This is a genomic window from Pseudomonas sp. SCA2728.1_7, from assembly GCF_018138145.1.
GTDB lineage: Bacteria > Pseudomonadota > Gammaproteobacteria > Pseudomonadales > Pseudomonadaceae > Aquipseudomonas > Aquipseudomonas koreensis_A.
Map to the genome: position 1 here is coordinate 620,862 of NZ_CP073104.1, position 23,813 is coordinate 644,674.

Below are 23,813 nucleotides of genomic sequence, written 5' to 3' on the forward strand. Positions count from 1 at the left end.
CATTTATGGGGATGTTCTGGGGTTACCTCAAACGCTGGGGCCTGCCGGTACTGCGTCAGTTCAACCAGGCATTGCCGATACTGGTGCTGCTGGGCGTGGTGTTTTTATTGATTGCCATCTGGTGGCTGGGCCCGCAGTGGGTCTGGCGTGAACATCAGCCGCTGAGTGAGTTGGCGATGCGCGTCTCGGCCAGCGTCGTGGTGTTGGTGGTGCCGTTGCTGATCTGGGCATGGCGGGTGCGTAGTCGTTACCACCGGCTGCAGCTTGAACGCCACCATGAGGCCGCGGTGCAGGCCGACCCGTGCCTGCCTTACATCGAGGCGCAGGAGCGAGCACTGGACCGCAGCCTGGGCAACTTGCTAAACAACATGGAGCGCCGCCGTTCGCTCTATCAACTGCCGTGGTATCTGGTGCTGGGCGAGGAAAATGCCGGCAAGACCAGCCTGATCACCCGCTCCAATCAGAGCTTTGCCTTGTCCCATGTGACCAAGGCCGGAGTCAGGGCGCACCAGGAAGAGCAACTGGCCTTTCCGGTGGACTGGTGGATCGGTGACGAGGCGGTGTTGATCGACCCACCGGGTGAGTTCCTCAGTCACCCGGAGCCAACGGCAGATAACACCGAGCAGCAGGGCGCGACCCAGGGCAAGGTCAAACCGGTATTGCCCGAAGGCGCCCACTCGCGTCTATGGCTGCACCTGCTCGACTGGCTGGCGCGCAACCGCAGCCGTCGGGCGCTCAACGGGGTTGTTTTGGTGATTGATGTGCAGGCTTTGTTGGGGCAACGTCCCGAACAACGCAAGGCGCACGCCAACCTTCTGCGCACCCGGCTGTTTGAGCTGACGCGGCAATTGGGTACGCGCTTGCCGGTGTACGTGACGCTGAGCAAGTTTGATCTGCTGGAAGGGTTTGAAGAGTTCTTCGCTCGGTTGTCGCGCAGTGGGCGCGAAGACCTGCTGGGCTTCACCTTCAGCCTGGACGCGGTGGATGATTTCGATGTCTGGCTGGCGGAGTTGACCCGCCAGTACCAGACTTTTGTCACCTACCTGAGTGAACAGATCTTCGACAGCGTCAAGGAGTCGCGTGGGTTGACCGAACGCGACCGATTGCAGGGTCTGTTACGTCAGATGGCGGGCCTGCGCCCAGCACTGTTGGGTTTTCTGAGCGAGATGCTCGGCAGTGATCGATTCACCACCCCAGCGTTGGTGCGCGGGCTGTATTTCTCCTCGGTATTTCAGCAGGGCACCTTGAGCAATGCCTTCGTCAAAGAGGCAGGGCAAGCGTATCAACTGCCGCCACCGCCCCCCGAGGTCAAACCTGCTGGTGGCACCGCCATCTACTTTGCCCAGCAACTGTTCCAGCGAGTGATTTACCCGGAAGCGGGTCTGGCGGGTGACAACATCAAGGTGGCACGCAACAAGCGACGGCTTCTGATCGCGGGCTTCAGCGTCGCGTCCTTGGGCGTTTTAGTAGTCATCGGAACCTGGCAGTTTTACTTCAACATCAACCGCGACAAGGCTGCCAGCGTCCTGGCCAAGAGTCAGGAGTTCAGTGGACGGGACATCGATGCCAAGGTCGACACCACGGGTCGCAACCTGCTGGTGCCGCTGGACCAGATCCGCGATGCGGTGCAGGTGTACGGTGACTATCGCGAGGCCTGGCCGTTGCTGTCGGATATGGGGCTGTATCAGGGGAGGGCAATTGGCCCGACGGTGGATGAGGCCTATCTGAATCTACTGTCCAAACGTTTTCTGCCGGCGATTGCCAGCGGTGTGCTGGATGCTATCAACGCCGCACCCGCCGGCAGTAATCAGCAACTGGCTGCCTTGCGCGTTTACCGCATGCTTGAAGAACGGCAAAACCGCCGCCCGGCCATCGTCGAGGAGTGGGTTGCCAAACAGTGGCAGCGGGCCTATCCGGGGCAGGGCCAATTGCAGGCAGATCTGATGGGGCACCTGGGCTACGCACTGAAATATGCCGACGCCGATCTGCCGCACTACCGTGAGCGCATTGCCCAGGTGCAACAACAATTGCGCCAGTTGCCTATGGCTGAACGGGTCTACATGAACCTGAAACAGGATGCCCAAGAGCGCTTGCACCGCCCGCTGGACCTGCGCGCCGAGGTCGGGCCGGCATTCGACATCGTCTACCGTCCGATGAACACCGATCAAGAGGGGAGCGGCTTGATGCTGGCACCGCTGCTCACTGCCAAGGGTTTCAGGGACTACTTCGAGCCTGGCACCGAAGGCATCATCGAACTGGCGATGATCGACCAGTGGGTGCTCGGCGAGCGACAACGCCTGGACTACTCCGACGAAGACCGCAAAGTGCTGACCCAGCGGGTCCGCGCGTTATACAGCGCCGATTACGTCGACAGCTGGCGACGTGCGCTGAATCAGTTCGCGGTCACCGAGTTCGACGACCTCAGCCACGGCGTGGCCGTGCTCGAGCAAGTCACTGGCCCGGCCGCCCCTCTGCGGCGTTTGCTGGAGACTCTGCGCGACAATAGCGTGATCTACCCGTCGGTGCCCTTGGTCGAAGGGCAGGCACCGCTGACGTTGGACAAGGTATCGGACGGTCAGCAACAAGCCACTGGCATCCGGCGCGCGTTTTCCAGCCTAGCGGAACTAACCACCGCGCGCGGCGAGCAGCCGTCCTATTACGAAGAAACGCTACGCTCTGTCAGCGCCGTCTACGACTACGCCAAAGCCGTGCACGACAATCCCGATCCCGGCAAAGCGGCGCTGAAAACCGTGCTCAATCGTTTCTCCCTTGGCGGTGCCGACCCGATTGCCAACCTGCAACGTGTCGCCGTGGGCCTGCCTGAACCACTCAATCAGCACGTCAAAAAACTCGCCGACCAGACCTCTCAGGTCCTGGTGATTGCCGCCCTGCGCGAACTTGAAAAACGCTGGGACAGTGAAATCTACAGCTTCTACCGCGACCGCCTGGCAGGCCGCTACCCGTTCAAAGCCAGCGGCGAGGACGCCTCGCTGGAAGACTTCGAAGCCTTCTTCGGCCCGCAGGGGCGTCTGCAGCAGTTCCACGATCAATACTTGAACGTGTTCCTCAAGGACAATCTCGACGCGCTGTACTCCGACAGCCTCGGCGGCTACCTGGTGCGCAGCGACGTGCTGGAACAGCTCAAGAAGGTCGAGCGCATCCGCGACACTTTCTTCAACCACCGCGGCCACCTGGCCGTGCAACTCACCATCGAACCCCTGGCCCTGAGCGCGACCCGCCTGAGCAGCATGCTCAGCGTCGACGGCCAACTGATTCCCTACCAGCACGGCGCGCCGCAACGCACGGGGCTGGTGTGGCCCAATAGTTTGGGCGACACCAATGGCAGCCAACTGACGCTGGTGCACAGCACCGGCAACACCGCCAGCCTGAGCTATCGCGGACCGTGGTCGTTGTTCCGGCTGCTCAGCCGCGGGCATCTCAATGGCCGCACCGACACCAGTGTGGACCTGACCTTTGCCGTCGCCGATGGGCTGATGCGTTATCGGATTGGGGCGGAGAAGGCGAACAACCCGATTACCCAGCGCAGTTTTGAAGGGTTTGTGTTGCCCAGGACGTTGCTAGAGGAACGTCGATCAAAGAAAACCATAAATAAGGTTGAGGGGGGCGCCGCAACTGCGTTCAGCGAAGAGCGAAACTAATTCAGCGAATGCTGGATAACAAGTAACCACCAGTGAAACAGGAACGTTTAAATGGCAATCAAGCTACAAATATTGACTGAAGACCCACAGGAAATTGCGTTGATTGAGCGTTACTGGGCAGTCGATGTGTCAGGGCAATATCTCGAAAAAGTGAGTGATCTTGGAGGCCTGATTGAAATGGCTCAGGGCGTTTCACTGGCCAGCTTTATAAGGCAACGCTGCAACGCGTTCGATGAGAATCAGGCCTGTCCCAAGTGCGCAGAACTGATCGAAATCAGAAATCGCTCCGAGGCAAAGAAGGTCCCTGCGCGATCCCCTAAACTTTGTGCCCACTGTCAGAAAGACCAAGACGCAGTTGCGCTTGATACTGAAAAGACGAAAGCCGCAGAGCTTGAACGGCAGTTGTCCGAATACGCCCGCAAACAGTCAACCCGAACGGTGGACTACTCGCAGATACCGGATAATCTGGTGCTCCTTCTATTGGCGTTAGACAGGGCTATTACGCCGAGATTGACCAATGGCGCCTTCACAGTAGGTGACTGCCGAGGACTGGCGCCTCGGTACGTCGGTGAATTTGTGCTGCAATTGCGTGAGGCTGGATTGCTTCTTGAAGATCCAACTAAAGCAAGGCCGGGCACCTACTATTGGGAGGGCGATGAGATCTGGATGTTGAGGGAACAGGTGGTCTATCGTTTGGCTCCAGATACCGCGTCAAAGAGTGCGGACGAGCTCATCCGTAGCCTGTCGGATAGGGTGTACACAGATGCTGAAGGAATTTTCAACCTGTGGCTTGATTACTCGGTCGCAGATGTCATGCGCTATCTGGGTGCCCAATGCGAGCTCTACAACCATGATTTGTCGGAGCAAGAACTGGAGGAGATTAAAAGTACGATGCGCTCTGCATTGGAAACCTACAGCGTTTCACAACTTTGGTCGGTGGTCTGGAAGGTCGTCAGAGACGCCGCAAGTCTAGCCAATCGCGAGTACTACAACCGTCCCAAAGCGGCTGCGACCATTCCTGGGAAGATTCGGCGGAACCTGGAGAAGGTGAAGCGCGAGGCGATGGAACTCAAGGCATGGAGCCGCCCGGAACAGCATCCCGCAGGTACATTGGGCATGGTGTTAGGAGAGATTTTGGGTATTGATGAAAATACCTCGGGCCATCTGGTTTCTGCCGTTGTGACCTGGCTCACCGGACAGGCATGTTCACCAACTTTCGAAGCAGAGCTTCACGAGCCCGTGCGAGAGTTGATGACCATCGCGCTGGCGCATGACGCGGGATCCGCGGTTATGCTTCGGTTTGCGGAGCTGATTCGTGCAGGTCATGACGTTGGTTTCGCGATTGAGGAAATTGGGCACGCGCTTCGGTCGTGACGGTGGCAAGGTGATTTTAGAGGATGAAGACCCCAGCGGATGACTGGAAGCAAGGGCGCCGACGTGTTCGTAATTGCTTGAAACAAAAAAGAATTATTGTTCTATCGGTCGGTGTTGAGGGCGCGGGGGCCAGCAGGCTGGCTCCCACAGTCCTTATCTCGTTGTGAGTTAGAGCCAGTAGCTGACCGCATACCAACCCAACAGCCCCATCACAAAGGTGTACGGCAACGCCATCCACACCATCCGCCCATACGACAGACGCACCAGCGGTGCAATCGCCGAAGTCAGCAGGAACAGAAACGCGGCCTGGCCATTCGGCGTCGCTACGCTTGGCAGGTTCGTACCGGTGTTGATCGCAATCGCCAACGTCTCGAAATGCTCACGGCTCATGTGCCCGGCGAGGAATGCCTGTTTCACTTCAGTGATGTAGATCGTCGCGACAAACACGTTGTCACTGATCGCCGACAACAGGCCGTTGGCAATAAACAGCATGCCCGGTTGCTGTTCGACCGGCAGGGCCAGCACCCACTGGATCAGCGGTGCGAACAGTTGTTGATCGTGAATCACCGCGACCACCGCAAAAAACACCACCAGCAATGCGGTGAACGGCATGGCGTCCTTGAATGCACTGCCCAAACGATGTTCGTCGGTGATGCCGGTGAACGCGGTGATCAACACAATTACCATCAAGCCGATCAGACCGACCTCAGCGATGTGAAAGGCCAGGCAGCCGATCAGAATCAATGCCGCCGCGCCTTGCACCAGCAGTGCCGCGCGTTGACGCGCCGTACGTTCGGCGTTGTCTTCGGCGGCGTAGTTGGCCAGCACAGTGCGAACGTTGTCCGGCAGCAGCGTGCCGTAACCAAACCAGCGCAGCTTTTCCAGCAACACGCAGGTGACCAGACCCGCCGCCAGCACCGGCAGCGAAACCGGCGCTACCTTGGTGAAGAACTCGCCGAAGTGCCAGCCCATTTCATGGCCGATCAGCAGGTTCTGCGGCTCGCCCACCAGTGTGCACACGCCACCCAGCGCCGTACCGACAGCGCCGTGCATCAACAGGCTGCGCAAGAACGCGCGGAATTGTTCCAGGTCTTCGTGATGCAGTTTCGGCAGGTTCTGGTCGTCGGCAAACTCACTGTCCTGACGCGGATCGTTGCCGGACGCGACACGGTGATAAACGGAATAGAAACCGACTGCCGCACTGATGATCACAGCGGTCACTGTCAGAGCATCGAGAAACGCCGACAGAAACGCGGAAAGAAAGCAGAACATCAAGGCCAGCGCCGCTTTTGAGCGCACGCCCAACAACAGCCGCGAAAACAGAAACAGCAACAAGTCCTTCATGAAATAGATGCCAGCCACCATGAACATCAGCAGCAGGATCACCGGAAAGTTGTGCACCAGTTCATCGTAAAGCGCCTGCGGTGTAGTCATCTTCAACAGCAGGGCTTCGATCAGCAGCAAGCCGCCGGGCATCAGCGGATAGCACTTGAGCGCCATCGCCAGAGTGAAGATGAATTCGATCACCAACAGCCAGCCGGCCGCGACCGGGCCAACGGTGAACAGCACCAGCGCATTGAGGATCAGAAAACCGACGATGGTCGCCTTGTACCAGCGTGGCGACTGCCCGAGAAAGTTGTGCGCGAACGCCTGGGCCATTGAACCGGACATCGGTTGCTCCTTGTCTTTAGAAGCGCGCAAGTTGCCGGATGCCTTGCGGAAGATCAAGTACAGTCCGTGTTTTTCAATGATTGAGGTAGCGCGCGACCATTGCTCGGTAGTTGCCATCCAGCGAATAACCGCCGACGAGGATCGCGTCATCCGCCTGCAGAGCCAGCGAATTAGCCGTGTCGAGACTGCGCCCCAGACGCGTGCGCAGCCAGCCTTTGTCGTCGCCGAAACTGTGATCCAGGCCGCCATCACTCAAATAACGGGCCACGATAAAATCCGCTTCGATTCCACCAATGGTTGCGCCGACCGCGATAATGCGGCCGTCCGCCATGCGCTGGGCGGCGCTCCATTGGCAGCCGCTGGGGCCGATTTCCAGCAGGTGGGGCTGGCCGCCATGGTTGTGCAGGTTCGGACGGCCATTGGCGTGCAGGCTGTACGCCATGCAACGGATTGGGTCGCGGCTGCTGCCGAAGCAGTGCAGTGCATCTGAAGATTCAATCACCCGACTGACTTGGGCGCTTTTGCCGTGGGCCCTGAAGGCCATGAATCCGTCTACGGCAAAACGCTCGTCGAGACGGCCATTGGGCTCATAGCGCGCCAGCAAACCCTCCTGCGGAAAGTCGATTGAACCTGCCACCACGATGCGCCCGTCCTTTTGCAGCATCAGACTGCTCAGCCAGGTGTTGAGCAGCAAGTGGCGAATCATCACGAAGCCAAGGCCGTTGAAGGTTTCATCGAGGCTACCATCGGGCTTGAGGCGAATCAGCATGCCGGCATGGTCGGCGAGTTCGAAGTGGTGATTGGCGATCAGCAGAATATGGCCATCGTCCTGCACGACGAAGTCGCAGGCTTCGGCACCCGGTACGCCCGGCGGCAGCCAGGCATCCCGGCTGCCCATGGACAGATCGCCGGGCAGGCGCACCACTTGACGACCGTTGTCACCGAAGCTCAGATCCGGCTTGCCCTGTGCATCGAACAAGGCCAGCGCCGGCAAGGTGCGATGAGCGTTTTCATAATGCAGACCAGCGAGCAGGATGCGCCCGTCGGGGAGTGTCCGGACTTTGCCGGCGGTGGCTTCGAAGCCAGGGACGAAGGTATCGATCACGCTGCCTTGAACACCGAAGGACAGATCGGCGGAGCCATCGGCGAGCATGCGGGCCAGTCCGAATCGGCTGCCGGCGGCGACGCCGACTTTCGCTGCGACCAGAATCCGACCCTGCGCATCGACGGCGACATCCACCGTCAGGCTCGACACGCTACCAGCGAAATACACTTGGGCAACGCCAGTCCCGGCAAATGTCCTGTCGAGTTGACCGGTCCGGTTCAATAACGTCGCTGATAACGCCGGTAGCGTAAAAGTGTTCAGAGTGGACATGCACGCATCTCCTTGCGAGTTGACCCGTACCGGGAGCCGGGCGGGTAACTGCATGAGCGAAACATTCAATCCCTGAACCGGGAGAAGTACAACTGTAAGAACTAACAGGTGGAGAGTCGCACTGTGCCAGAACAGTGTCTTTTTGAACCAATAGCAAGCCGGCCAAGCAGTTAAGCCTGAGGAAGTTGCAAATAGTTGTACAAAAGTACGAAGGGTTAAAAAGAAAACAACTAATAGAAGAGGGCGGATGACCTGAACGTCATCCGCATCGCCCGGCTGTTAGTGTGGCATCGACCAGGATTGCAGGCTGTAACCTTCTTCGCTGAGTTCAGCGCGAGCCTGCTGCAGCAGTTGCTCGAGTTGCGCCGGATCGGAATAGGCGCTGCTTGGGATCTGTTTGCGACCGATATGGGAATTGGTCCGGTCGACGACGGTCAGGCTCAGTTCGCCATTGCCGTCTTGTGGCGCCCAGGCCACGCACTGGAAAGGTTTGAACGCGTGGTTGGCAATCAGAAGAGCTTCGTTGATACGGAGCGGGGCGGTCATGGGTTTTTCTCTCTGTCGTGCCCAATCAAGTGATGTGCCGTCGGTTGGGCTTACCGTGCGGCTGGTACTTGTACTGATGCACCGAACCCGCAGGCAGGTCACACATGAAACAAAGAAATTTCAACTTTCTTTCATGGCGTTGCTTTACAGAGAGGTTTTTGAAAGCTCCCTGAAAGGTTAAGGCTGGAATTAGTCGATAGCTTACTAACAACTTCTGTTCTTATAACGTGTTTGCTTGTACGCCTATAAGCAATCGATACAAGGCCCTGTCAAAATCTTGCTAATGTTACAGTCGGGTCTGCCAAATGACTGTTTTTACAATCATTTCTAATTTGGCGCCAAGGAACAGTCATGAGCGAAGCGCCTGCGTTACGACGTTTATTGGTGGTCGATCCGTGCGACGATTGCCACCGCTTATTGCCCGGATTACGCGGCGTAGGTTGGGATGTCGACAGCTGTACTTTGGAAAACGCCGGCGATAGAAGTTGTGATGTCGGTTTGCTGCGATTGCAGCCGTTTCACCTCGAACGTCCAGAAGCCGTCAAAGAACTGATCAGTCGCAGCGGCACCGAATGGATCGCTGTGCTCAATCAGGAAGTCCTGCGTTTACAAAATGTCGGTGATTTCGTCTGTGAATGGTTTTTCGATTTCCATACCTTGCCGTTCGACGTGTCGCGGGTGCAGGTCACCCTCGGCCGGGCATTCGGCATGGCGCGGTTGCGCGGGCAGGGCACGATCCATGTGGATCAGCCCGAACATGAACTGCTTGGCGACAGCAAACCGATCCGTGAATTGCGCAAATTGCTCAGTAAACTGGCACCGACCGAATCGCCTGTATTGATCCGCGGCGAGAGCGGCACCGGTAAAGAACTGGTCGCGCGCACGCTGCACCGGCAATCCCAGCGTCACAGCAAACCGTTTGTGGCGATCAACTGTGGGGCGATTCCTGAGCATTTGATTCAGTCCGAGCTGTTCGGCCACGAAAAGGGTGCCTTTACCGGCGCGCATCAACGCAAGATCGGGCGCATCGAAGCGGCCAATGGCGGCACGCTGTTTCTCGATGAAATCGGTGATCTGCCGCTGGAATTGCAAGCCAATCTGCTGCGTTTCCTGCAAGAAAGGCACATCGAACGTGTCGGCGGCAGCCAGCCGATTCCGGTGGATGTGCGCGTTCTGGCGGCGACCCACGTCGACCTTGAGGCCGCCATCGAGAAGAAGCGTTTTCGTGAAGATCTGTATTACCGGCTCAACGTGTTGCAAGTGGTCACCGCGCCTTTGCGCGAACGCCACGGCGATCTCTCAATGCTGGCCAACCATTTTTCCCACTTTTACAGCCATGAAACCGGCCGACGCCCACGCAGTTTCAGCGAAGATGCGCTGATTGCCATGGGCAAACATGATTGGCCGGGCAATGTCCGTGAATTGGCCAACCGTGTGCGGCGCGGGCTGGTATTGGCCGAAGGCCGGCAGATCGAGGCCCGAGACCTGGGGCTGATCAGCCAGCACTCGATCGCGACACCCATGGGCACGCTGGAAGATTACAAAACCCGCGCCGAACGCCAGGCACTGTGTGATGTGTTGAACCGGCACAGCGATAATCTCAGCGTTGCCGCCAAGGTCCTTGGCGTGTCCCGGCCGACGTTTTATCGCCTGCTGCATAAACACCAGATTCGCTAGATACCTGAAGATCAAAAGATCGCAGCCTTCGGCAGCTCCTACAGGGATTACACATTCCCAATGCAGGAGCTGCCGCGGGCTGCGATCTTTCGCTTTTGCTTAGAAGTAGTACGGGAATTTCAGGCTGAAGGAAAAGTCCGGGGCATCGTCGGTCAGACCGATCGACAAGTTCGGAACAATCGTCAGGTTGTCGGTGGCCGCAATGGTCATGCCGACGTTGAAATAACCGGCGTTGGCGTCACTGGACACCACCGATTGCCAATCGCCGCCATCCTGTTTCAGCTTGCTTTTGCGTTGCACCAGGTCAGACATCGAGAACGACATACTCATCTTCTCGTTCAGCGCAAACGCAATACCGGCGCCGATCTGGAAGCTGTCGCCGATCTTTACCTTGCCCGGGTTTTTCTGGTTGACCGTCGAGCTGATGTCGTCAAACGACTCCTCCAGGTTGTGGGTGTAGGACAAGCTGCCGAACAGCACCGCCGGGTCAAACGTCTTGACCAGCGAGATGCCCGGAGTGACCGACCAGACGCCGTTGCCGGTAGGCAGGGTGTCAGGCACGAACAGGTTCGAGTTGGCGTCGGTCTGGCGCAACTTGATGCCGAACGGATCCTTGCCGGTTGGCGCTTTGACCCGCAAGGTGACCACCGCATCCGGCGTATTGACCGACTCGTCGAGGAACTTGTAGGCGATACCGAAATTGACGTCGCCAATGGTTGGATCGCGTGTTACGTCCTGCTCGGTCGTGACGTTGGACGCACCGCCGTTGCCGCCGCCGGATTGATAAGTCGAATCGCGGTAGACCACCGGCACGTTCAGGTCGAACTGCCAGCGATTGTCGAAGTTGTAGCGGCCCGTGAGGTCGAGGGTCCAGGTGTCAGCCTTGATTCGGTCAAGGTTGATGTTGCCGAGAAAAATCGAGTCCAGTGCCAGAAAGCCGTTGAGAATCAACTGACGGGTGTCGTAGCGCGAGTAGGTGATACCGGTTTCGAAGCTGAATTTGCCACCGCCGAAGAAGCCACTGGCCTCGTCGTACAGGTTGGACACACTTTGTGCCGGTTGCGAATCATCTGCTAGCGATTGCCCGTAAGAAGCCCCACTACCTCCGGCTGCGCCCCCCGACGCTGCTGCGGCCCCGGTACCGGTGGCCACTTTTGGATTGCCTTTCAAATCCGATGGCGACTTGGCCAACCGTTTCGGTTGCGGCGCCGCCGGTTGATCTTCGACCTGGCGAACCCGTTGTTCGAGTACCGCCAGGGCTTTTTGTTGTACTTCGTAACGTTGCTTCAGCTCCAGAAGTTCTTGTTTCAGGACTTCTACGTCGGCGTCCGGTGCCGCTTGCAGCATCGCTGCAGGTAGAAGAGTGCTCAAACAAACAGCGGCACGCAGTGATACTGATCGATACATGAATAAGCCGTCCCTTTAAGCCCAATGATCGAGACTCAGCGTAGTTCAATATCCAATATTGCGTAGTGCCCTGAGTTGAGTCAGGTTGCAATCCAGTGCGCCGGCGCTCATGCCGTTATTGTTCAGGACGACGTTGAGTTGAGTCATGTTATTGACCACGTTGGCACTGCCCAGCAAACGGGTGTTCTGCAGCAACCCACCCTGGGCGACTTGTTGCAGGGCCGTGCCCTGATTGCCGGAGGCCTGAATGGCCATTTGCACGCCGCCTCCGCTTGCCGAGACGGCGACGCTGCCTGCCGCATTGCTGCCGCCGATTGTCTGGCCGGCCATCAAGGCCTGCCCTTGGGCGGGAGCCAGTGCTGGCGCCTGATTGGCCTCTTTGACGTTGATGGCGACGTTGTTGTAGGCCGTATTGCTGTCGCCAGCGGCACGCACGCTTTGTGTCACGCCCTGGCTGCTATCAAGGCCGGCGCCACCGGTGATCGTGCCAGTACCCGCTGACAGGGTGCCGCCGTTGCCGTGTTCCTTGATGGTTTGAACATAGAATTCAGGTTTTACCGTTGCAGCCTGAAGTTGCATCGAGGTCGAAGCCCCGATCAAATCGCCACTGGCGTTGCGCCAGGTACTGCTCATGACAATGCCGAAGCTGATAATCCGCCCCGGCATGACATAACGACCACGTAACTCGGACAACTCCTTGTCTTGTATTTCTATAGGTTTGAATCCTGCATTGGCATAGCCTGACGCACTCGCTGCCAGGCAGGCGGCGGCCAGCCAGTATGAGGTTTTCATCTGCTGCTCCCGGGACATCCAGTCCCATTCTCTATAATCGGCGATTAAAAGAAGTCGCTCTGTATGAACCCGAAATCCATCAATTCAGCATCTTTGACCGGGTTGAATCCATCCAGCTTGTTCTTGGCTGTCAAAGGCACCGGAGGGCTGCGCAAGGCGTTGGCCTTGTCATATCCGGGACCGACGATGGCGAAGACAATGCCGTTCCAACCTTTGACAAAGTCATCATGTTTGTAGCGTTTATGGCCGAGAACCGGGTCTCCGATGTACACCCAATCCTTGTCCGCTCGCTGCAGCACGACGAAATGCTTGTAGCCGCGAATTTCCATCAGTACCACCACCGGAATAGTGACTGCGTCGAGCTTCTCCGATGGAATCTTGTAACCCCTGGCGCGCATGCCGATGCTTTCTATGTAGCGCTTCATGTCCAGCATGGAAAACCCTTGAGTACGAACCAGGTTCTGGTCAGCGTTGACCAGCATGCCTTTGATGATGTGCTCCTCATCGACGTCGAGCCAATAGGCCTGGCGTAACACCGTGGCCAGTGCAGCAGCGCCGCAGCTGAAATCGGTTTTCTGTTCGACGATGTCGGCAAACTTGCGCTCACGAATGCTTTGCACGTTCTTGTAGATGAGCGTGCCACCCGGCAAGGCAGCCACGGGCATCTGCCCGGCCTGAGTCAGGCCACAGACGAGAAGCAGAGGGAGGAGGGCAGTCTTACGCATGATCGATACGCCTTTGCGGACTGAGGAAAAGCCCCGTTTCCGGGGCTTTCGTTTCGATCGCGACTACAGGCAGGCTTTGCAACCTGCAGCGATGGACAGCGAGTTGCTTTGTTGGTTACCAACACCGGCGGCGTTGTTGTAACCAGCGTTGCCGGAGAAGCTGTTACCAACGTTGGAGATGCTTGCGTTGTTGGTCACAGGGTTTTTCCAGCCGTCTGGGGTCAGCACTTGTTGCGTGGTTACACCGGCGAGCCCGAAGATGCCGACAGCTTCAAAGGTCGCTTTCTGATCTTTGCTGCCGCCGCTGCCGCCATGACCACGGTCGTTGTCGCCATAACCGCCACCACCATGGCCTTTGTCGCCTTCGATGGTCGCTTTGCCAGCTGCCACGAATGCGCCAGCAGCGGTGAAGGTACCTCTCAGAGTATCGGTTTTGTAGGTTTGAGTGCCGTTGTTGGACACTGTCAACCCAGTGGAGCTTTGGTTGGCGGCGGCAGCGGCGTTAGCGACACGACCACCGGATACAGCAATGGCCAGGTTGTTTTTCTGTTGGTTGAAGTTGCCGGCACTGTTGTTCACACCGATGTTGCCGGAACCGCCGTTACCCACGTTGTTGAGGTTGGCGTTGTTGGTTGTCGAGTAGTTGGCAACCGCGTTGTTGTTGTTGACTTGAGTCGCGCTGGAAACGGACACGGCAGTGCCGAAGATAAAGCTTTCGTCGGCAGTCGCCAGTGCAGCGGCGTTGTCTTGCTGGTTGCCATCGCCGGCGGTGTTGTTCATGCCGACGTTGCCGTTGGTGCCATTGGCCGAGTCGCGAACGGAGGCATCATTTTTGGTGCCTTGGTTGCCCACCAGGTTGCCATCGCTGTTCTGCGTGTCGAGTACGGCAGCACCAGCGCCGGCGCCGATTTGCAGAAGTTGTTCCAGGGTAGGGCCTTTTGGTTCATGGTTGCCATGACCATTGCCGTGCCCGTTACCATGATCGTCATCACGACCGCCTGCCTGTGCTGCGATTGCCATCACTGCTGCAAGTGCGAAAACCAGTGGTTTGAGAGCCATTGTAGGTTTCATGGTGTTTCTCCATCGTGCTTATTAGTTGGTTAAGTGTTGGTACTTTCTAATTGCACTGCTTTTGTTGTTTGGGTCAGTCAGCGACCCGGATGCTCAGGGTGTTAGCCATTCGGTTCCCCACCCCGGCACTCTGGTTCACCTGGATTACCCCGCGGCTGCCGGTGAAGGCCTGATCACTTGTCGTGACCTGGCGACTGCCGGGTGAGGTACCAGTTGCTCCTGAGCTCGGTAAAAGCGCCACGTTCTGTTGGGAAAGGGCACTGTCGTCAACGCTCTGCGGGCCAGCACTGATGCTGATGCGCGTGACGTTGGCCATCTGGTTGTTGGCACCGGCGCCTTGGTTAACACCGAGGATTCCGTTGCCATTGCTGAAAGAGTTGCCGCCGATGGTGGCGCTGGCATTCGTCGAGGGGTTACCGGGTGTGTCGATGTGCTGGCGGACGGTGGTGGTGGCGCTGGCCGCGGTGCCAATGGCGATGGCCTTGGTGTTGGTCTGTTGCATCTGGTCGCCAGCGGCCTGGTTGACGTTGTAGTTGCCGCGGTACTGAATGCCGGTGTCCTGAATGTTCGCGTTGTTCACTGAGCTGGGGTCGGCCGCCATGGCACTGGCGCAGCCGAAGAGGGCAAGCAGGAGCAGGCAACGATTCATCTTATTGGCCTCCAGCCATGCGGGTCAGCGGCGCAAGGCCTGCGCCCATGGCGCGGTTGACGGTATTGGAGATGGAACCGCCGGCGCCGCCGCCGTGGCCGCTGCTCATGCCGGGCAGGCCGTTGGTATTGGTCAGGGTGTTCATGCCGGGCAGATTCGCCGTCGGCGTGTTGATGCTGCCGCGGATCGAAGAGCCACTGGCCACGCTGGCAAACTCGCCGTCATTGAGCTCAGTGCTGCTCATCGCTTGATTGATGCGGCCTGAAGGGTTGGCATTGACGGTGGTTGGATAAGGGTCTTTACCGCCGCTGCGACCAATAGGAATCGGCTGAACATCGCGATTGAGGACAATCACGCCGTTGCCTTCTGCCTGTACGTTGAAGCTGATAAACGTACTGGCTGCTGATCCGATCAGCAGAAGGCAGGTCAAACCTTTTTGGATATTCCCCACGGCTGCAATTCCTTCTTCAGTGGGCTGGCCCGAGTCAGCGTTGTGAAGGAGAGAGCGAAAGCTGTGCCGCTTTTTAAAAGTGTTTTGGTTTCAATGAGTTGCAGAATAAGCGCGCACGTTCGATACACAACCTGTTTCAATCTTGAAACACGCATTGCTGGGCCGACCTGTCCATTGGCTTAACAAAGCTCTGGAACAAGGGTTTGCAGCGGTGTGTATCAGCCTTGTAACAACCGGGATGACAAAGCGATGAACAGTGCTGAAACGGGCACTTTGCACGCGGGTGAGTGTTTCAGGAACGGACACTTTGTCCCCGAAACAGGGGAAAGCGCCGGGGAAGGTGACCCATTGGCTGGGTCACTGGGCCAGTAATTGCTCGACGGCGGCAAATGCCTGAGTCTGGCGTTCGCCCCAATTGCCCTGAATGATCTGAAAACGCTGGTGATGGTTTTCAAGCCAGTTTCGCGTGGCCTGGTAAAACGCCAGTCGCTCGTGCAGATCCGGTTGGCAGCGCTGACCGTCATCGGTCCAGTCGATCTGCTCTGGCGAGAGTAAAAGGTGCAGGTCGTAATGCCGCCCCGACAATTCCGATTCCAGCCAGTCCGGGCAGTCGCCGAACAGCGTCTGACTCCACAGCATATTGCTCAGCAAATGGGTGTCGAGAATCAGCAACGACGGCTGTTGCGCCCGCGCTTCATCTTCCCACTGCAACTGGCCCCGAGCGATTCCAGGGATGTCTGCCAGACAGGTGTCACGGGGATTGAGTTCGATAAAGCGGCGCACGTACTCATCCACGCGCAAGCCGCCAAAGCGTTGTTGCAGGCCCGCCGCCAGCCAGCTCTTGCCGGTGGATTCAGGCCCGGTCAGCACCACGACCTTCATGTGCGCAACGCCGGATCGGCGCGCCATTCGCGAAAGCCTTGAATCGCCAGCAAGGTAAACAGCCCGTACAGCGCAGCGGTCAGGTACAGCCCTTTGTAGACGAACAAGCCGACAAAGATCACATCGAGCACGAACCACAGCGCCCAGCATTGCAGGCGTTTCTGCGCCATCCACAGTTGCGCGACCAGGCTGAAACCGGTCAGCGCTGCATCGAGCCACGGTTGCGCGGCGTCGGTCCAATGGGCCATGGCTGCACCGAGCAAGACACTGCCGACCGCGCCAACGCTCAGACCGAGCAACAGAGTGCGGCGATCGAGGCGGGTGACCTCGCGGCCGTCATGCATCGTCCCGGCCCGGGTCCATTGCCACCAGCCATAGACTTGCAGCGCGGCGTAAATCACTTGCAGCAACATGTCCGAGTACAGCTTCACTTCAAAGAAGATCCAGCTGTAGAGCAAGACCATGACCAGCCCGATCGGCCAGCACCACGGATTCTGTTTGACCGTCAGCCAGACGGCGATCACACCGAGAGCGGCGGCAAACAGTTCAAGCCCGGACATGTGGGTTCCTTGGGGGAGTGAAAGAAGGGGGCGGATTCTACTGCATTGGGCTAGGTACTGATGATCGCTGTAGATCAAAAGCCCCTCACCCTAACCCTCTCCCAGAGGGAGAGGGGACTGACCGAGTTGGATGTTCGAGATCCGCCGACCTGACCTTTCTGCGTTGAATCCATAATCGACTCGATTTTTCAGGTCGACGTATAGCTTGAGACACCTCGGTCGGCCCCCTCTCCTCGGGGAGAGGGCTGGGGTGAGGGGGAGCTCACCAGAATTACACGGATCAGACGCGGAACTGGCGCAGAAGGCCGTTGAGTTGTTCGCTCAATTGGCCGAGGCGTACGCTGGCCGCACTCGACTGCTCGGCCGCGATCGCCGTGCTGTGCGAGAGGCCGGCGGCCTGTGTCACGTTCTGATTGATGTCCTCGACCACATGCGCCTGCTGCAACGTAGCGCTGGCAATCGACGCATTCAGACCATTGAGATTGCGCAGTGCCTGGCCAATCGCATTCAGACTGGCGCCGGCCAGCCCGGCTTGTTCGATGGTCAATTGCGACGCCTTGCTGCTGTCGCCGATCACCTTCACGGCGGCTTCGGAATGGTTCTGCAGGCGCTCGATCATCGACTGGATTTCCGCGGTCGACTTCTGCGTGCGCTGCGCCAGCAAGCGCACTTCGTCCGCCACCACGGCAAAGCCGCGACCTTGCTCACCGGCCCGGGCTGCTTCGATCGCGGCGTTGAGCGCGAGCAGGTTGGTCTGCTCGGCAATCGAGCGGATCACTTCCAATACGCTGCCGATCTGCGTGCTTTCGGCCGCCAGGGTGCGAATCACTTCAACCGCTTGATCAATGGTGCCGGACAGCTTGTCGATCTGCTGCAAGCTGCCATCGATGTTGATCTGACCCTGTTGCGCCTGCGCTTCGGCGTCGCGCATTTCCGCGGCGGCGTGTTCGGCGTTCTTCGCCACATCTTGCACGCCATAGGTCACCTCGTTGATCGCCGTGGCCACCAGTTCCATCTGCTGCGACTGCTGCTGGCTGCGTTGCTGGGCCTGCGAGGCGTCGTTGCCCAGTTCGCTGGACGACTGGCCCAAAGCGCTGGCCGACACCTGCAAATCACCGATCACCCGGCGTAGTTTGGCGGTAAAGGCGTTGAAGTGATGCGCCAGTTCAGTGACCTCATCCTTGCCATGGGTATCGAGGCTGCGCGTCAGGTCGCTTTCGCCACTGGCGATGTTGGCCATGGCGTTCACGGTTTCCTGCAGCGGGCGCACAATGCTGCGCGCGATCAGGATCACCAGCAGCGCCATGATCACGGCAATCGCCAGGCCGATGACGGTGGCCTTGATCACTTGGCCCTGGAATTCCGCCTGGACGTCGTCGACGTAAACCCCGGAGCCGAGCACCCAGCCCCACGGTTCGAACAGTTTGACGTAAGAAGTCTTGGCCACCGGCTCACTGGCACCCGGTTTTGGCCAGCGGTAATCGACCATGCCGGCGCCTTTGGCCTTGGCGATGGCAACCATTTCGTTGAACACCGCAAAACCGTCCGGATCGCGGATCGCCGAGAGGTTCTGGCCTTCGAGTTTCGGGTTGGTAGGGTGCATGACCATCACGGGCGTAAGGTCGTTGATCCAGAAGTAATCGCTCTGGTCGTAACGCAGACCACGAATGGCGGTGAGGGCCTGTTTCTGCGCGGCGTCTTTTGTCAGCGTGCCGGCGGTTTCGAGGTCGTGGTAATAGGTCAGCAGGCCGCTGGCGGTCTGCACCACGTGTTGGGTTTTCTGGGCCTTGGCGTGATAGAGATCGTCGTGGATCTGCTTGAGCATCAACATGCCCAAGGTCAGCAACATGACCACCGCCACAATCAAGATGAGCCACAAGCGTCGGCTGATCGACACACTGCGCAAGCTGTTCATAACGCTGTCACTCCGGATTCTTTTTCTTGTAATAAACGACCGCCAGTATCCAACCACGATTTCGTGAGCGGGCATACGCGACCCAAGTCGTATAACGCGGCAGCGCTATTAAGGCTTGTCTGTTAGGATTTCGGCCCCGCGCGTGAAAACCTGAATCCAAATTGATATTTCACGGAATTTTGACCGTTTCGTGTGGATCCTGTGCGCGCGGAATCGGTACAGCCACAACCAGCTACGCTGATCGCAGTGAACGTAAAAAAATACTATCGGGGCATGCCGGCGCGCATCGCTCTTTGGGGGATTGATGGATCTTTGGACGGCCTTGCAGGCACTGATACTAGGAGTTGTAGAAGGGCTGACGGAGTTTTTGCCCATTTCCAGTACCGGACACCAGATCATTGTTGCCGACTTGCTCGAATTCGGCGGCGAACGGGCCATGGCGTTCAATATCATCATCCAGCTCGGCGCGATCCTCGCGGTGGTCTGGGAGTTTCGCCGGAAGATTTTCGATGTGGTCATCGGTTTGCCGACACAGCCGAGCGCACGGCGTTTTACCGCCAACCTGCTGATCGCGTTTCTGCCCGCCGTGGTGCTGGGCGTGATCTTTGCCGACCTGATCCACGAATATCTGTTCAATCCGATTACCGTCGCGGCCGCGCTGGTGGTAGGCGGCATCATCATGTTGTGGGCGGAAAAGCGTGAGCATGAAGTGCATGCCGAAACGGTCGACGAGATCACCTGGAAAGATGCCTTGAAGGTCGGCTTCGCCCAGTGTCTGGCGATGATTCCCGGCACTTCGCGCTCCGGCTCGACGATCATTGGCGGGTTGCTGTTCGGCCTGTCGCGCAAGACCGCCACCGAGTTTTCCTTCTTCCTCGCGATGCCGACCATGGTCGGTGCGGCGGTTTACTCGGGCTACAAGTACCGCGACCTGTTTGTCCCGGCGGACTTCCCGGTGTTCGCCATCGGTTTCGTCACCGCGTTCATCTTCGCCATGATCGCCGTGCGCGGCCTGCTCAAGTTCATTGCCAGCCACAGCTATGCGGCGTTCGCCTGGTATCGGATCGTGTTTGGTCTGGTGATTCTGGCGACGTGGCAGTTTGGCTGGATCGATTGGGCAGCGGCCAAACCATGAGTGTTTCCCGCGCACGCCGGCCCGAAGGACGACCTTCGGGCGGCAACAACGTCCAGAACCTGAAGCTGAAACTGCTGGTTCTGCTGATCGTCTGCGCACTGCCGCTGTTCGGCTCTGTATCGATGTGGCTGCGCGGGATCTCGTTGGTGCCGTTGGCCGCTTACGGGATCGTCAGCGTGCTGGCGTTCTTCATGTACTGGGCCGACAAGCGCAAGGCGCGCACGGATGCCTGGCGCACCCCGGAGAACGTTCTGCATGCCGTGGAACTGGCCGGCGGCTGGCCGGGCGCGTTGATTGCCCAGCAGGTGTTCCGGCACAAGACGCGCAAGGTCTCGTTTCAGATTCTGTTCTGGGTGATTGTCGTGTTGCACCAAGTGTTCTGGATCGACCAGCTGTTTCTCGGCTCGAATCTGCTGACGCTGTTCTGAATACACCGCAATTCCCTATGTAGGAGTGAGCCTGCTCGCGATAGCGGAGTGTCAGTTGGAATTTCTTTGACTGACACTCCGCTATCGCGAGCAGGCTCACTCCTACAGGGATCGGGTTTACAGCAATAAACCGATTTGGGTCTTTTTCGGCAACTTGCTCACCACCAATTGATGCGAACGCTGCAACAACCCCTGCAATTCCTCTGCACCCAGCGGGTAGGGCGGATGCATGATGATCCACTGCGCCCGCGCCAGATACGGCGCCGGGTGAATGCCCGGGCGGTCGCAATGGCCGAGAAACAGATCCTTGTCGACCTTGAACGCCAGTGAATCTCCGCGCAGCCCCTGCAAGGCAAACATCTTGTTGCCGGCAATCGAAAACACCCGCACGCCACCCCACTTGTAATCTTCCCGAGCGCCCGGCAATGCCAGGCAGAACGCCGCGACGTCGGCTTCGCTCATCTTTCCCTTGCTCATAACAACCGCTCCCCACAGGCATTGAACGATTCGACCAGATGATCGATCCACGCGCGCACTGCCGGCATCACCCCGCGTCGATGCGGATACACCGCTTGCAGCCAGCCGCCAGGCAATGACCACTCTGGCAGCATCTGCACCAGCGTGCCGTTTCTCAGTTCCTCTTCGCAATACATCATCGGCAGTAGAGTGAAACCCTGACCGGCCAGCACGCAGGCCTTGCGCACAATAAAGTCATCGATGCCCAGGCGCGCCTCCATGTTCAACTCGAAGCTTTCACCCTGTTGATCAAGCAAGCGCACATGCACCATGCGATCCGCCTCCAGCGCGCCGAGCACCGGTAGATTTTTCAGGTCTTGCGGATGATTGATCGTCTGGCCCTGTAAAAACGCCGGACTGGCTACTACAACCATTTGCGCCTGACGCAAGCGTCGAGTGACCAGCAACGGGTCTTCATCACCGTGTTCACGCACGCGCAGCGCCACATCAAAACCTTCGCCGACCAGATCGACCCGGCGATTGAGCAGGACGACTTCCAGTTGCACCTGTGGGAATTTGCCTAAAAATTCGCTGATGACCCACGGCAACATTTCCCGGGCCAGACCGGTAGGGCATGACACCCGCAAACGTCCACGCGGCTCGCTCGACATGCTCGCCACCGCTTCATCGGCCATTTCTGCTTCGAGCAACATGGCCTGGCAGTGACGCAGATAACGTTCGCCAACGGCGGTGAGATTGAGTTGCCGGGTGGTGCGTTGCAGCAAACGCGCGCCTAGGCGTTCTTCCAGTTCGGCAATGCGCCGTGACAGGCGTGACTTGGGAATCCCGAGCAATCGCCCGGCCGCGGCAAAACCGCCGGCCTCGACGACTTTGGCGAAATAGTAGAGATCGTTGAGGTCTTGCATAGGGAAATCCAACTGTTCTATCAGTGGGACAAACTATCGCATTTAAGGCGGCTAATCATCCATTGGTTTCTTGCGTAGGATTGTCTCCATTCCGTCGCCACCGGCGATTCCTTCCAGGAGATTCCACATGAAACTGCTGCATATCGATTCGAGCATTCTGGGCGACAACTCGGCTTCCCGTCAGTTGAGCAGCGAAGTCGTCAAAGCCTGGCAAGCCGCCGAGCCAAGCGCCGTGGTGACCTACCGTGACCTGGCCGCCGACGCCATCAGCCACTTCTCGTCGACTACTCTGGTCGCCGCCGGCACCACCGCTGAGCTGCGTAACGCCGCACAACAGCACGAAGCCGAACTGAGCGCTTCGACCCTGGCCGAATTCATCGCTGCCGACGCCGTCGTCATCGCCGCACCGATGTACAACTTCACCGTACCGACCCAACTCAAAGCGTGGATCGACCGCGTTGCCGTCGCCGGTCAAACCTTCCGTTACACCGAAGCCGGCCCTGAAGGCCTGTGCGGTGGCAAGAAAGTGGTGATCGTTTCCACCGCTGGCGGTATTCATGCCGGTCAGGCCAGCGGCATCGCTCACGAAGAATACCTGAAGCTGGTGTTGGGCTTCCTCGGCATCACCGACATCGAAATCGTCCGTGCCGAAGGCCTGGCGTATGGCGACGAAGTGCGCAACAACGCCATGACCGCCGCTCAAGCGAAAATCAGCGAGCAATTGTTCGCCGCGGCGTAAGGCTTGCGTAAAGAACAGCTGTTGTTCAGGTAACACTCAAAAAACTCTGTATTCTGGTTCCGCAAGGGGCGAATACGGAGTTTTTTGTTTCTGGCTGTTACATAATCTGGCCCGGGTTATGCAGTCACACAATCAGCGTCTGAGTGCATTGTCGTACCGAAACGCCGAATCCCCGGCGTTTCAGGCCCGCAACGCAACGGAACTTTCGATTGAGTCACAACAGGGTGGGGCATCCCATGATGCGTCTTTGTGCAACGTTACTGATTTGCCTGCTGGGCAGCTTTAACACAGTGCACGCTGCGCCTGGACGGCACCCGGTGTGGAGCGTCGGCTACCACGAGATGACGTTTCTCGATCCGCTGGACCTGCAACCAATGCGCGCCATCGCCTTCTATCCTTCAAGCGACCGCGAGCACATGAGTCTGCTCGAGGGGTACTCCGTCGAGGCTGGCGAAGACACCAAAGTCGCCATCGGCCGTTTTCCGATGCTAATGCTCTCCCACGGCAACACCGGCACGCCGCTGGCGTTGCACGATCTCGCGACATCGCTGGCACGCAAAGGCTTTGTCGTGGTGGCGGTGATCCACCCAGGCGACAACTCCAAAGATCACAGCCGATTGGGCACCCTGAGTAATCTCTACGGGCGGCCGATCCAGATTTCCGAAGCTATCACCGCGACCCTTGGCGACCCCATGCTTGCGCCGTACGTCAACGCCGATCAGGTCGGGGTAATTGGTTATTCGGCGGGAGGCGAAACGGCGTTGATCCTGTCCGGGGCGCAACCGGATCTGGATCGTCTGCGTCGTTACTGTCAGGAGCGTCCGGATGATCGTGATGCCTGCAATACGCAGGGTGAGTTGATCGTCGATCGCGATGACCTGCAACCGGTGGCTGATCCGCGTGTTCACGCGTTGCTGTTGATGGCGCCGCTGAGCTTGAAGTTTGGTCGCCACACCCTCGCCGATGTGCATGTGCCGGTGCTGCTTTACAGCGGCGATGGCGACAAACTGGTGGCCTTCGACAAGAACGCTGCAGCGCTGGCGCGCAAACTGCCGACGGCGCCGGATTTCAAATTACTGGCCGGGGCAGGGCACTTCGTCTTTATGGCGCCGTGCAACGAAGAGCAGATTCGCGCGATGCCGGCGTTGTGTACCGATGCTGATGGCGTGGATCGCGAGGATATTCACCGCAACCTCATCTCCGAGGCCGGGCGTTTCTTCTCGCATGCTTTGGGCAAACCGACCCGGGCGGGCATGCAAACCGCGGATCAATAACCCCGCAAATCCCCTGTAGGAGTGAGCCTGCTCGCGATGGCGGTGTGTCAGAAAAGAAAATGTCGACTGACACACCGCTATCGCGAGCAGGCTCACTCCTA

21 protein-coding genes are annotated in these 23,813 nt (G+C 58.4%); 7 read left to right on the top strand and 14 right to left on the bottom strand.

The features are described 5' to 3' along the window. Window positions 1-5 precede the first annotated feature (5 nt). Both tssM and KBP52_RS02770 read left to right on the top strand, forming a co-directional pair. Window positions 6-3,659, top strand: a complete 3,654-nt coding sequence (gene tssM, locus KBP52_RS02765; RefSeq protein ID WP_212621986.1) for a type VI secretion system membrane subunit TssM — start codon at window positions 6-8, stop codon at window positions 3,657-3,659. Window positions 3,660-3,710: 51 nt separating this feature from the next. Beyond that, entirely contained in the window at window positions 3,711-5,033 is a 1,323-nt protein-coding gene (locus KBP52_RS02770; RefSeq protein ID WP_212621987.1) for a hypothetical protein, read from the top strand. Between the two features lie 168 nt (window positions 5,034-5,201). Here KBP52_RS02770 and nhaB read toward each other — a convergent pair whose 3' ends face one another. The 3 genes from nhaB to KBP52_RS02785 form a co-directional block, all read right to left on the bottom strand. Next, the gene (gene nhaB, locus KBP52_RS02775; RefSeq protein ID WP_212621988.1) at window positions 5,202-6,704 is read right to left on the bottom strand and encodes a sodium/proton antiporter NhaB; all 1,503 of its coding nucleotides are present in this window, start codon (window positions 6,702-6,704) and stop codon (window positions 5,202-5,204) included. Window positions 6,705-6,777: 73 nt separating this feature from the next. Further along, complete coding sequence (locus KBP52_RS02780; RefSeq protein ID WP_212621989.1) at window positions 6,778-8,079, bottom strand: hypothetical protein; 1,302 nt, start codon at window positions 8,077-8,079, stop codon at window positions 6,778-6,780. A gap of 279 nt (window positions 8,080-8,358) precedes the next feature. Then, entirely contained in the window at window positions 8,359-8,625 is a 267-nt protein-coding gene (locus KBP52_RS02785; protein ID WP_116030401.1) for a hypothetical protein, read from the bottom strand. 351 nt (window positions 8,626-8,976) lie between these two features. Here KBP52_RS02785 and KBP52_RS02790 point away from each other — a divergent pair, with 351 nt between their 5' ends. Next, complete coding sequence (locus tag KBP52_RS02790; protein WP_137216741.1) at window positions 8,977-10,302, top strand: sigma-54 dependent transcriptional regulator; 1,326 nt, start codon at window positions 8,977-8,979, stop codon at window positions 10,300-10,302. A gap of 99 nt (window positions 10,303-10,401) precedes the next feature. On the opposite strand, the gene KBP52_RS02795 is transcribed toward KBP52_RS02790, so the two are convergent. The 9 genes from KBP52_RS02795 to KBP52_RS02835 all read right to left on the bottom strand — a co-directional run bounded on the left by KBP52_RS02795 (window position 10,402) and on the right by KBP52_RS02835 (window position 18,754). Then, window positions 10,402-11,709, bottom strand: a complete 1,308-nt coding sequence (locus tag KBP52_RS02795) for a hypothetical protein (RefSeq protein ID WP_077572754.1) — start codon at window positions 11,707-11,709, stop codon at window positions 10,402-10,404. A gap of 45 nt (window positions 11,710-11,754) precedes the next feature. After that, window positions 11,755-12,501, bottom strand: a complete 747-nt coding sequence (locus tag KBP52_RS02800; RefSeq protein ID WP_077572755.1) for a hypothetical protein — start codon at window positions 12,499-12,501, stop codon at window positions 11,755-11,757. A 44-nt stretch (window positions 12,502-12,545) separates the two neighbouring features. Further along, window positions 12,546-13,226 (bottom strand): C39 family peptidase, encoded by a 681-nt coding sequence (locus KBP52_RS02805; protein WP_077572756.1) that lies wholly within the window; start codon window positions 13,224-13,226, stop codon window positions 12,546-12,548. Window positions 13,227-13,289: 63 nt separating this feature from the next. Next, window positions 13,290-14,297, bottom strand: a complete 1,008-nt coding sequence (locus KBP52_RS02810; protein ID WP_077572757.1) for a heme utilization protein — start codon at window positions 14,295-14,297, stop codon at window positions 13,290-13,292. Window positions 14,298-14,370: 73 nt separating this feature from the next. Continuing rightward, entirely contained in the window at window positions 14,371-14,946 is a 576-nt protein-coding gene (locus KBP52_RS02815; protein ID WP_116030400.1) for an adhesin, read from the bottom strand. A 1-nt stretch (window position 14,947) separates the two neighbouring features. Beyond that, entirely contained in the window at window positions 14,948-15,397 is a 450-nt protein-coding gene (locus KBP52_RS02820) for a hypothetical protein (protein ID WP_212621990.1), read from the bottom strand. A gap of 357 nt (window positions 15,398-15,754) precedes the next feature. Then, on the bottom strand, window positions 15,755-16,279 hold the full coding sequence (locus tag KBP52_RS02825; RefSeq protein ID WP_116030422.1) for an AAA family ATPase: 525 nt from the start codon (window positions 16,277-16,279) through the stop codon (window positions 15,755-15,757). After that, window positions 16,276-16,839 (bottom strand): nicotinamide riboside transporter PnuC, encoded by a 564-nt coding sequence (pnuC, locus tag KBP52_RS02830; RefSeq protein ID WP_077572760.1) that lies wholly within the window; start codon window positions 16,837-16,839, stop codon window positions 16,276-16,278. The genes KBP52_RS02825 and pnuC overlap by 4 nt, the downstream gene beginning before the upstream one ends. 280 nt (window positions 16,840-17,119) lie before the next feature. Beyond that, the gene (locus tag KBP52_RS02835) at window positions 17,120-18,754 is read right to left on the bottom strand and encodes a methyl-accepting chemotaxis protein (RefSeq protein WP_123596113.1); all 1,635 of its coding nucleotides are present in this window, start codon (window positions 18,752-18,754) and stop codon (window positions 17,120-17,122) included. A gap of 304 nt (window positions 18,755-19,058) precedes the next feature. On the opposite strand from KBP52_RS02835, the gene KBP52_RS02840 reads away from it, so the two are divergent. Both KBP52_RS02840 and KBP52_RS02845 read left to right on the top strand, forming a co-directional pair. After that, complete coding sequence (locus KBP52_RS02840; protein ID WP_212621991.1) at window positions 19,059-19,889, top strand: undecaprenyl-diphosphate phosphatase; 831 nt, start codon at window positions 19,059-19,061, stop codon at window positions 19,887-19,889. Then, window positions 19,886-20,317, top strand: a complete 432-nt coding sequence (locus KBP52_RS02845) for a DUF1294 domain-containing protein (RefSeq protein ID WP_212621992.1) — start codon at window positions 19,886-19,888, stop codon at window positions 20,315-20,317. Before KBP52_RS02840 ends, KBP52_RS02845 begins: the two co-directional genes overlap by 4 nt. A gap of 117 nt (window positions 20,318-20,434) precedes the next feature. Here the strand turns inward: KBP52_RS02845 and KBP52_RS02850 are convergent, their stop codons facing one another. After that, on the bottom strand, window positions 20,435-20,794 hold the full coding sequence (locus KBP52_RS02850) for an MmcQ/YjbR family DNA-binding protein (protein ID WP_095118795.1): 360 nt from the start codon (window positions 20,792-20,794) through the stop codon (window positions 20,435-20,437). Beyond that, complete coding sequence (locus KBP52_RS02855) at window positions 20,791-21,699, bottom strand: LysR substrate-binding domain-containing protein (protein ID WP_212621993.1); 909 nt, start codon at window positions 21,697-21,699, stop codon at window positions 20,791-20,793. Before KBP52_RS02855 ends, KBP52_RS02850 begins: the two co-directional genes overlap by 4 nt. Window positions 21,700-21,826: 127 nt before the next feature. Between KBP52_RS02855 and KBP52_RS02860 the strand changes: the two genes are divergently transcribed. Both KBP52_RS02860 and KBP52_RS02865 read left to right on the top strand, forming a co-directional pair. Next, entirely contained in the window at window positions 21,827-22,438 is a 612-nt protein-coding gene (locus tag KBP52_RS02860; RefSeq protein ID WP_077572766.1) for an FMN-dependent NADH-azoreductase, read from the top strand. Between the two features lie 236 nt (window positions 22,439-22,674). After that, window positions 22,675-23,712: a dienelactone hydrolase gene (locus KBP52_RS02865; RefSeq protein WP_212621994.1), complete on the top strand. Its 1,038-nt coding sequence runs from the start codon at window positions 22,675-22,677 to the stop codon at window positions 23,710-23,712. Window positions 23,713-23,813: the final 101 nt, after the last annotated feature.

What these genes read in the sequence shown, in the direction of transcription:
- KBP52_RS02835 (WP_123596113.1), bottom strand. Translation starts at nt 18,754, where the DNA reads ATGAACAGCTTGCGCAGTGTGTCGATCAGCCGACGCTTGTGGCTCATC.
- KBP52_RS02805 (WP_077572756.1), bottom strand. Translation starts at nt 13,226, where the DNA reads ATGCGTAAGACTGCCCTCCTCCCTCTGCTTCTCGTCTGTGGCCTGACT.
- KBP52_RS02815 (WP_116030400.1), bottom strand. Translation starts at nt 14,946, where the DNA reads ATGAATCGTTGCCTGCTCCTGCTTGCCCTCTTCGGCTGCGCCAGTGCC.
- tssM (WP_212621986.1), top strand. Translation starts at nt 6, where the DNA reads ATGGGGATGTTCTGGGGTTACCTCAAACGCTGGGGCCTGCCGGTACTG.
- KBP52_RS02850 (WP_095118795.1), bottom strand. Translation starts at nt 20,794, where the DNA reads ATGAGCAAGGGAAAGATGAGCGAAGCCGACGTCGCGGCGTTCTGCCTG.
- pnuC (WP_077572760.1), bottom strand. Translation starts at nt 16,839, where the DNA reads ATGTCCGGGCTTGAACTGTTTGCCGCCGCTCTCGGTGTGATCGCCGTC.
- KBP52_RS02795 (WP_077572754.1), bottom strand. Translation starts at nt 11,709, where the DNA reads ATGTATCGATCAGTATCACTGCGTGCCGCTGTTTGTTTGAGCACTCTT.
- KBP52_RS02840 (WP_212621991.1), top strand. Translation starts at nt 19,059, where the DNA reads ATGGATCTTTGGACGGCCTTGCAGGCACTGATACTAGGAGTTGTAGAA.
- KBP52_RS02845 (WP_212621992.1), top strand. Translation starts at nt 19,886, where the DNA reads ATGAGTGTTTCCCGCGCACGCCGGCCCGAAGGACGACCTTCGGGCGGC.
- KBP52_RS02860 (WP_077572766.1), top strand. Translation starts at nt 21,827, where the DNA reads ATGAAACTGCTGCATATCGATTCGAGCATTCTGGGCGACAACTCGGCT.
- KBP52_RS02825 (WP_116030422.1), bottom strand. Translation starts at nt 16,279, where the DNA reads ATGAAGGTCGTGGTGCTGACCGGGCCTGAATCCACCGGCAAGAGCTGG.
- KBP52_RS02770 (WP_212621987.1), top strand. Translation starts at nt 3,711, where the DNA reads ATGGCAATCAAGCTACAAATATTGACTGAAGACCCACAGGAAATTGCG.
- KBP52_RS02790 (WP_137216741.1), top strand. Translation starts at nt 8,977, where the DNA reads ATGAGCGAAGCGCCTGCGTTACGACGTTTATTGGTGGTCGATCCGTGC.
- KBP52_RS02780 (WP_212621989.1), bottom strand. Translation starts at nt 8,079, where the DNA reads ATGTCCACTCTGAACACTTTTACGCTACCGGCGTTATCAGCGACGTTA.
- KBP52_RS02810 (WP_077572757.1), bottom strand. Translation starts at nt 14,297, where the DNA reads ATGAAACCTACAATGGCTCTCAAACCACTGGTTTTCGCACTTGCAGCA.
- KBP52_RS02865 (WP_212621994.1), top strand. Translation starts at nt 22,675, where the DNA reads ATGATGCGTCTTTGTGCAACGTTACTGATTTGCCTGCTGGGCAGCTTT.
- KBP52_RS02855 (WP_212621993.1), bottom strand. Translation starts at nt 21,699, where the DNA reads ATGCAAGACCTCAACGATCTCTACTATTTCGCCAAAGTCGTCGAGGCC.
- KBP52_RS02800 (WP_077572755.1), bottom strand. Translation starts at nt 12,501, where the DNA reads ATGAAAACCTCATACTGGCTGGCCGCCGCCTGCCTGGCAGCGAGTGCG.
- nhaB (WP_212621988.1), bottom strand. Translation starts at nt 6,704, where the DNA reads ATGTCCGGTTCAATGGCCCAGGCGTTCGCGCACAACTTTCTCGGGCAG.
- KBP52_RS02785 (WP_116030401.1), bottom strand. Translation starts at nt 8,625, where the DNA reads ATGACCGCCCCGCTCCGTATCAACGAAGCTCTTCTGATTGCCAACCAC.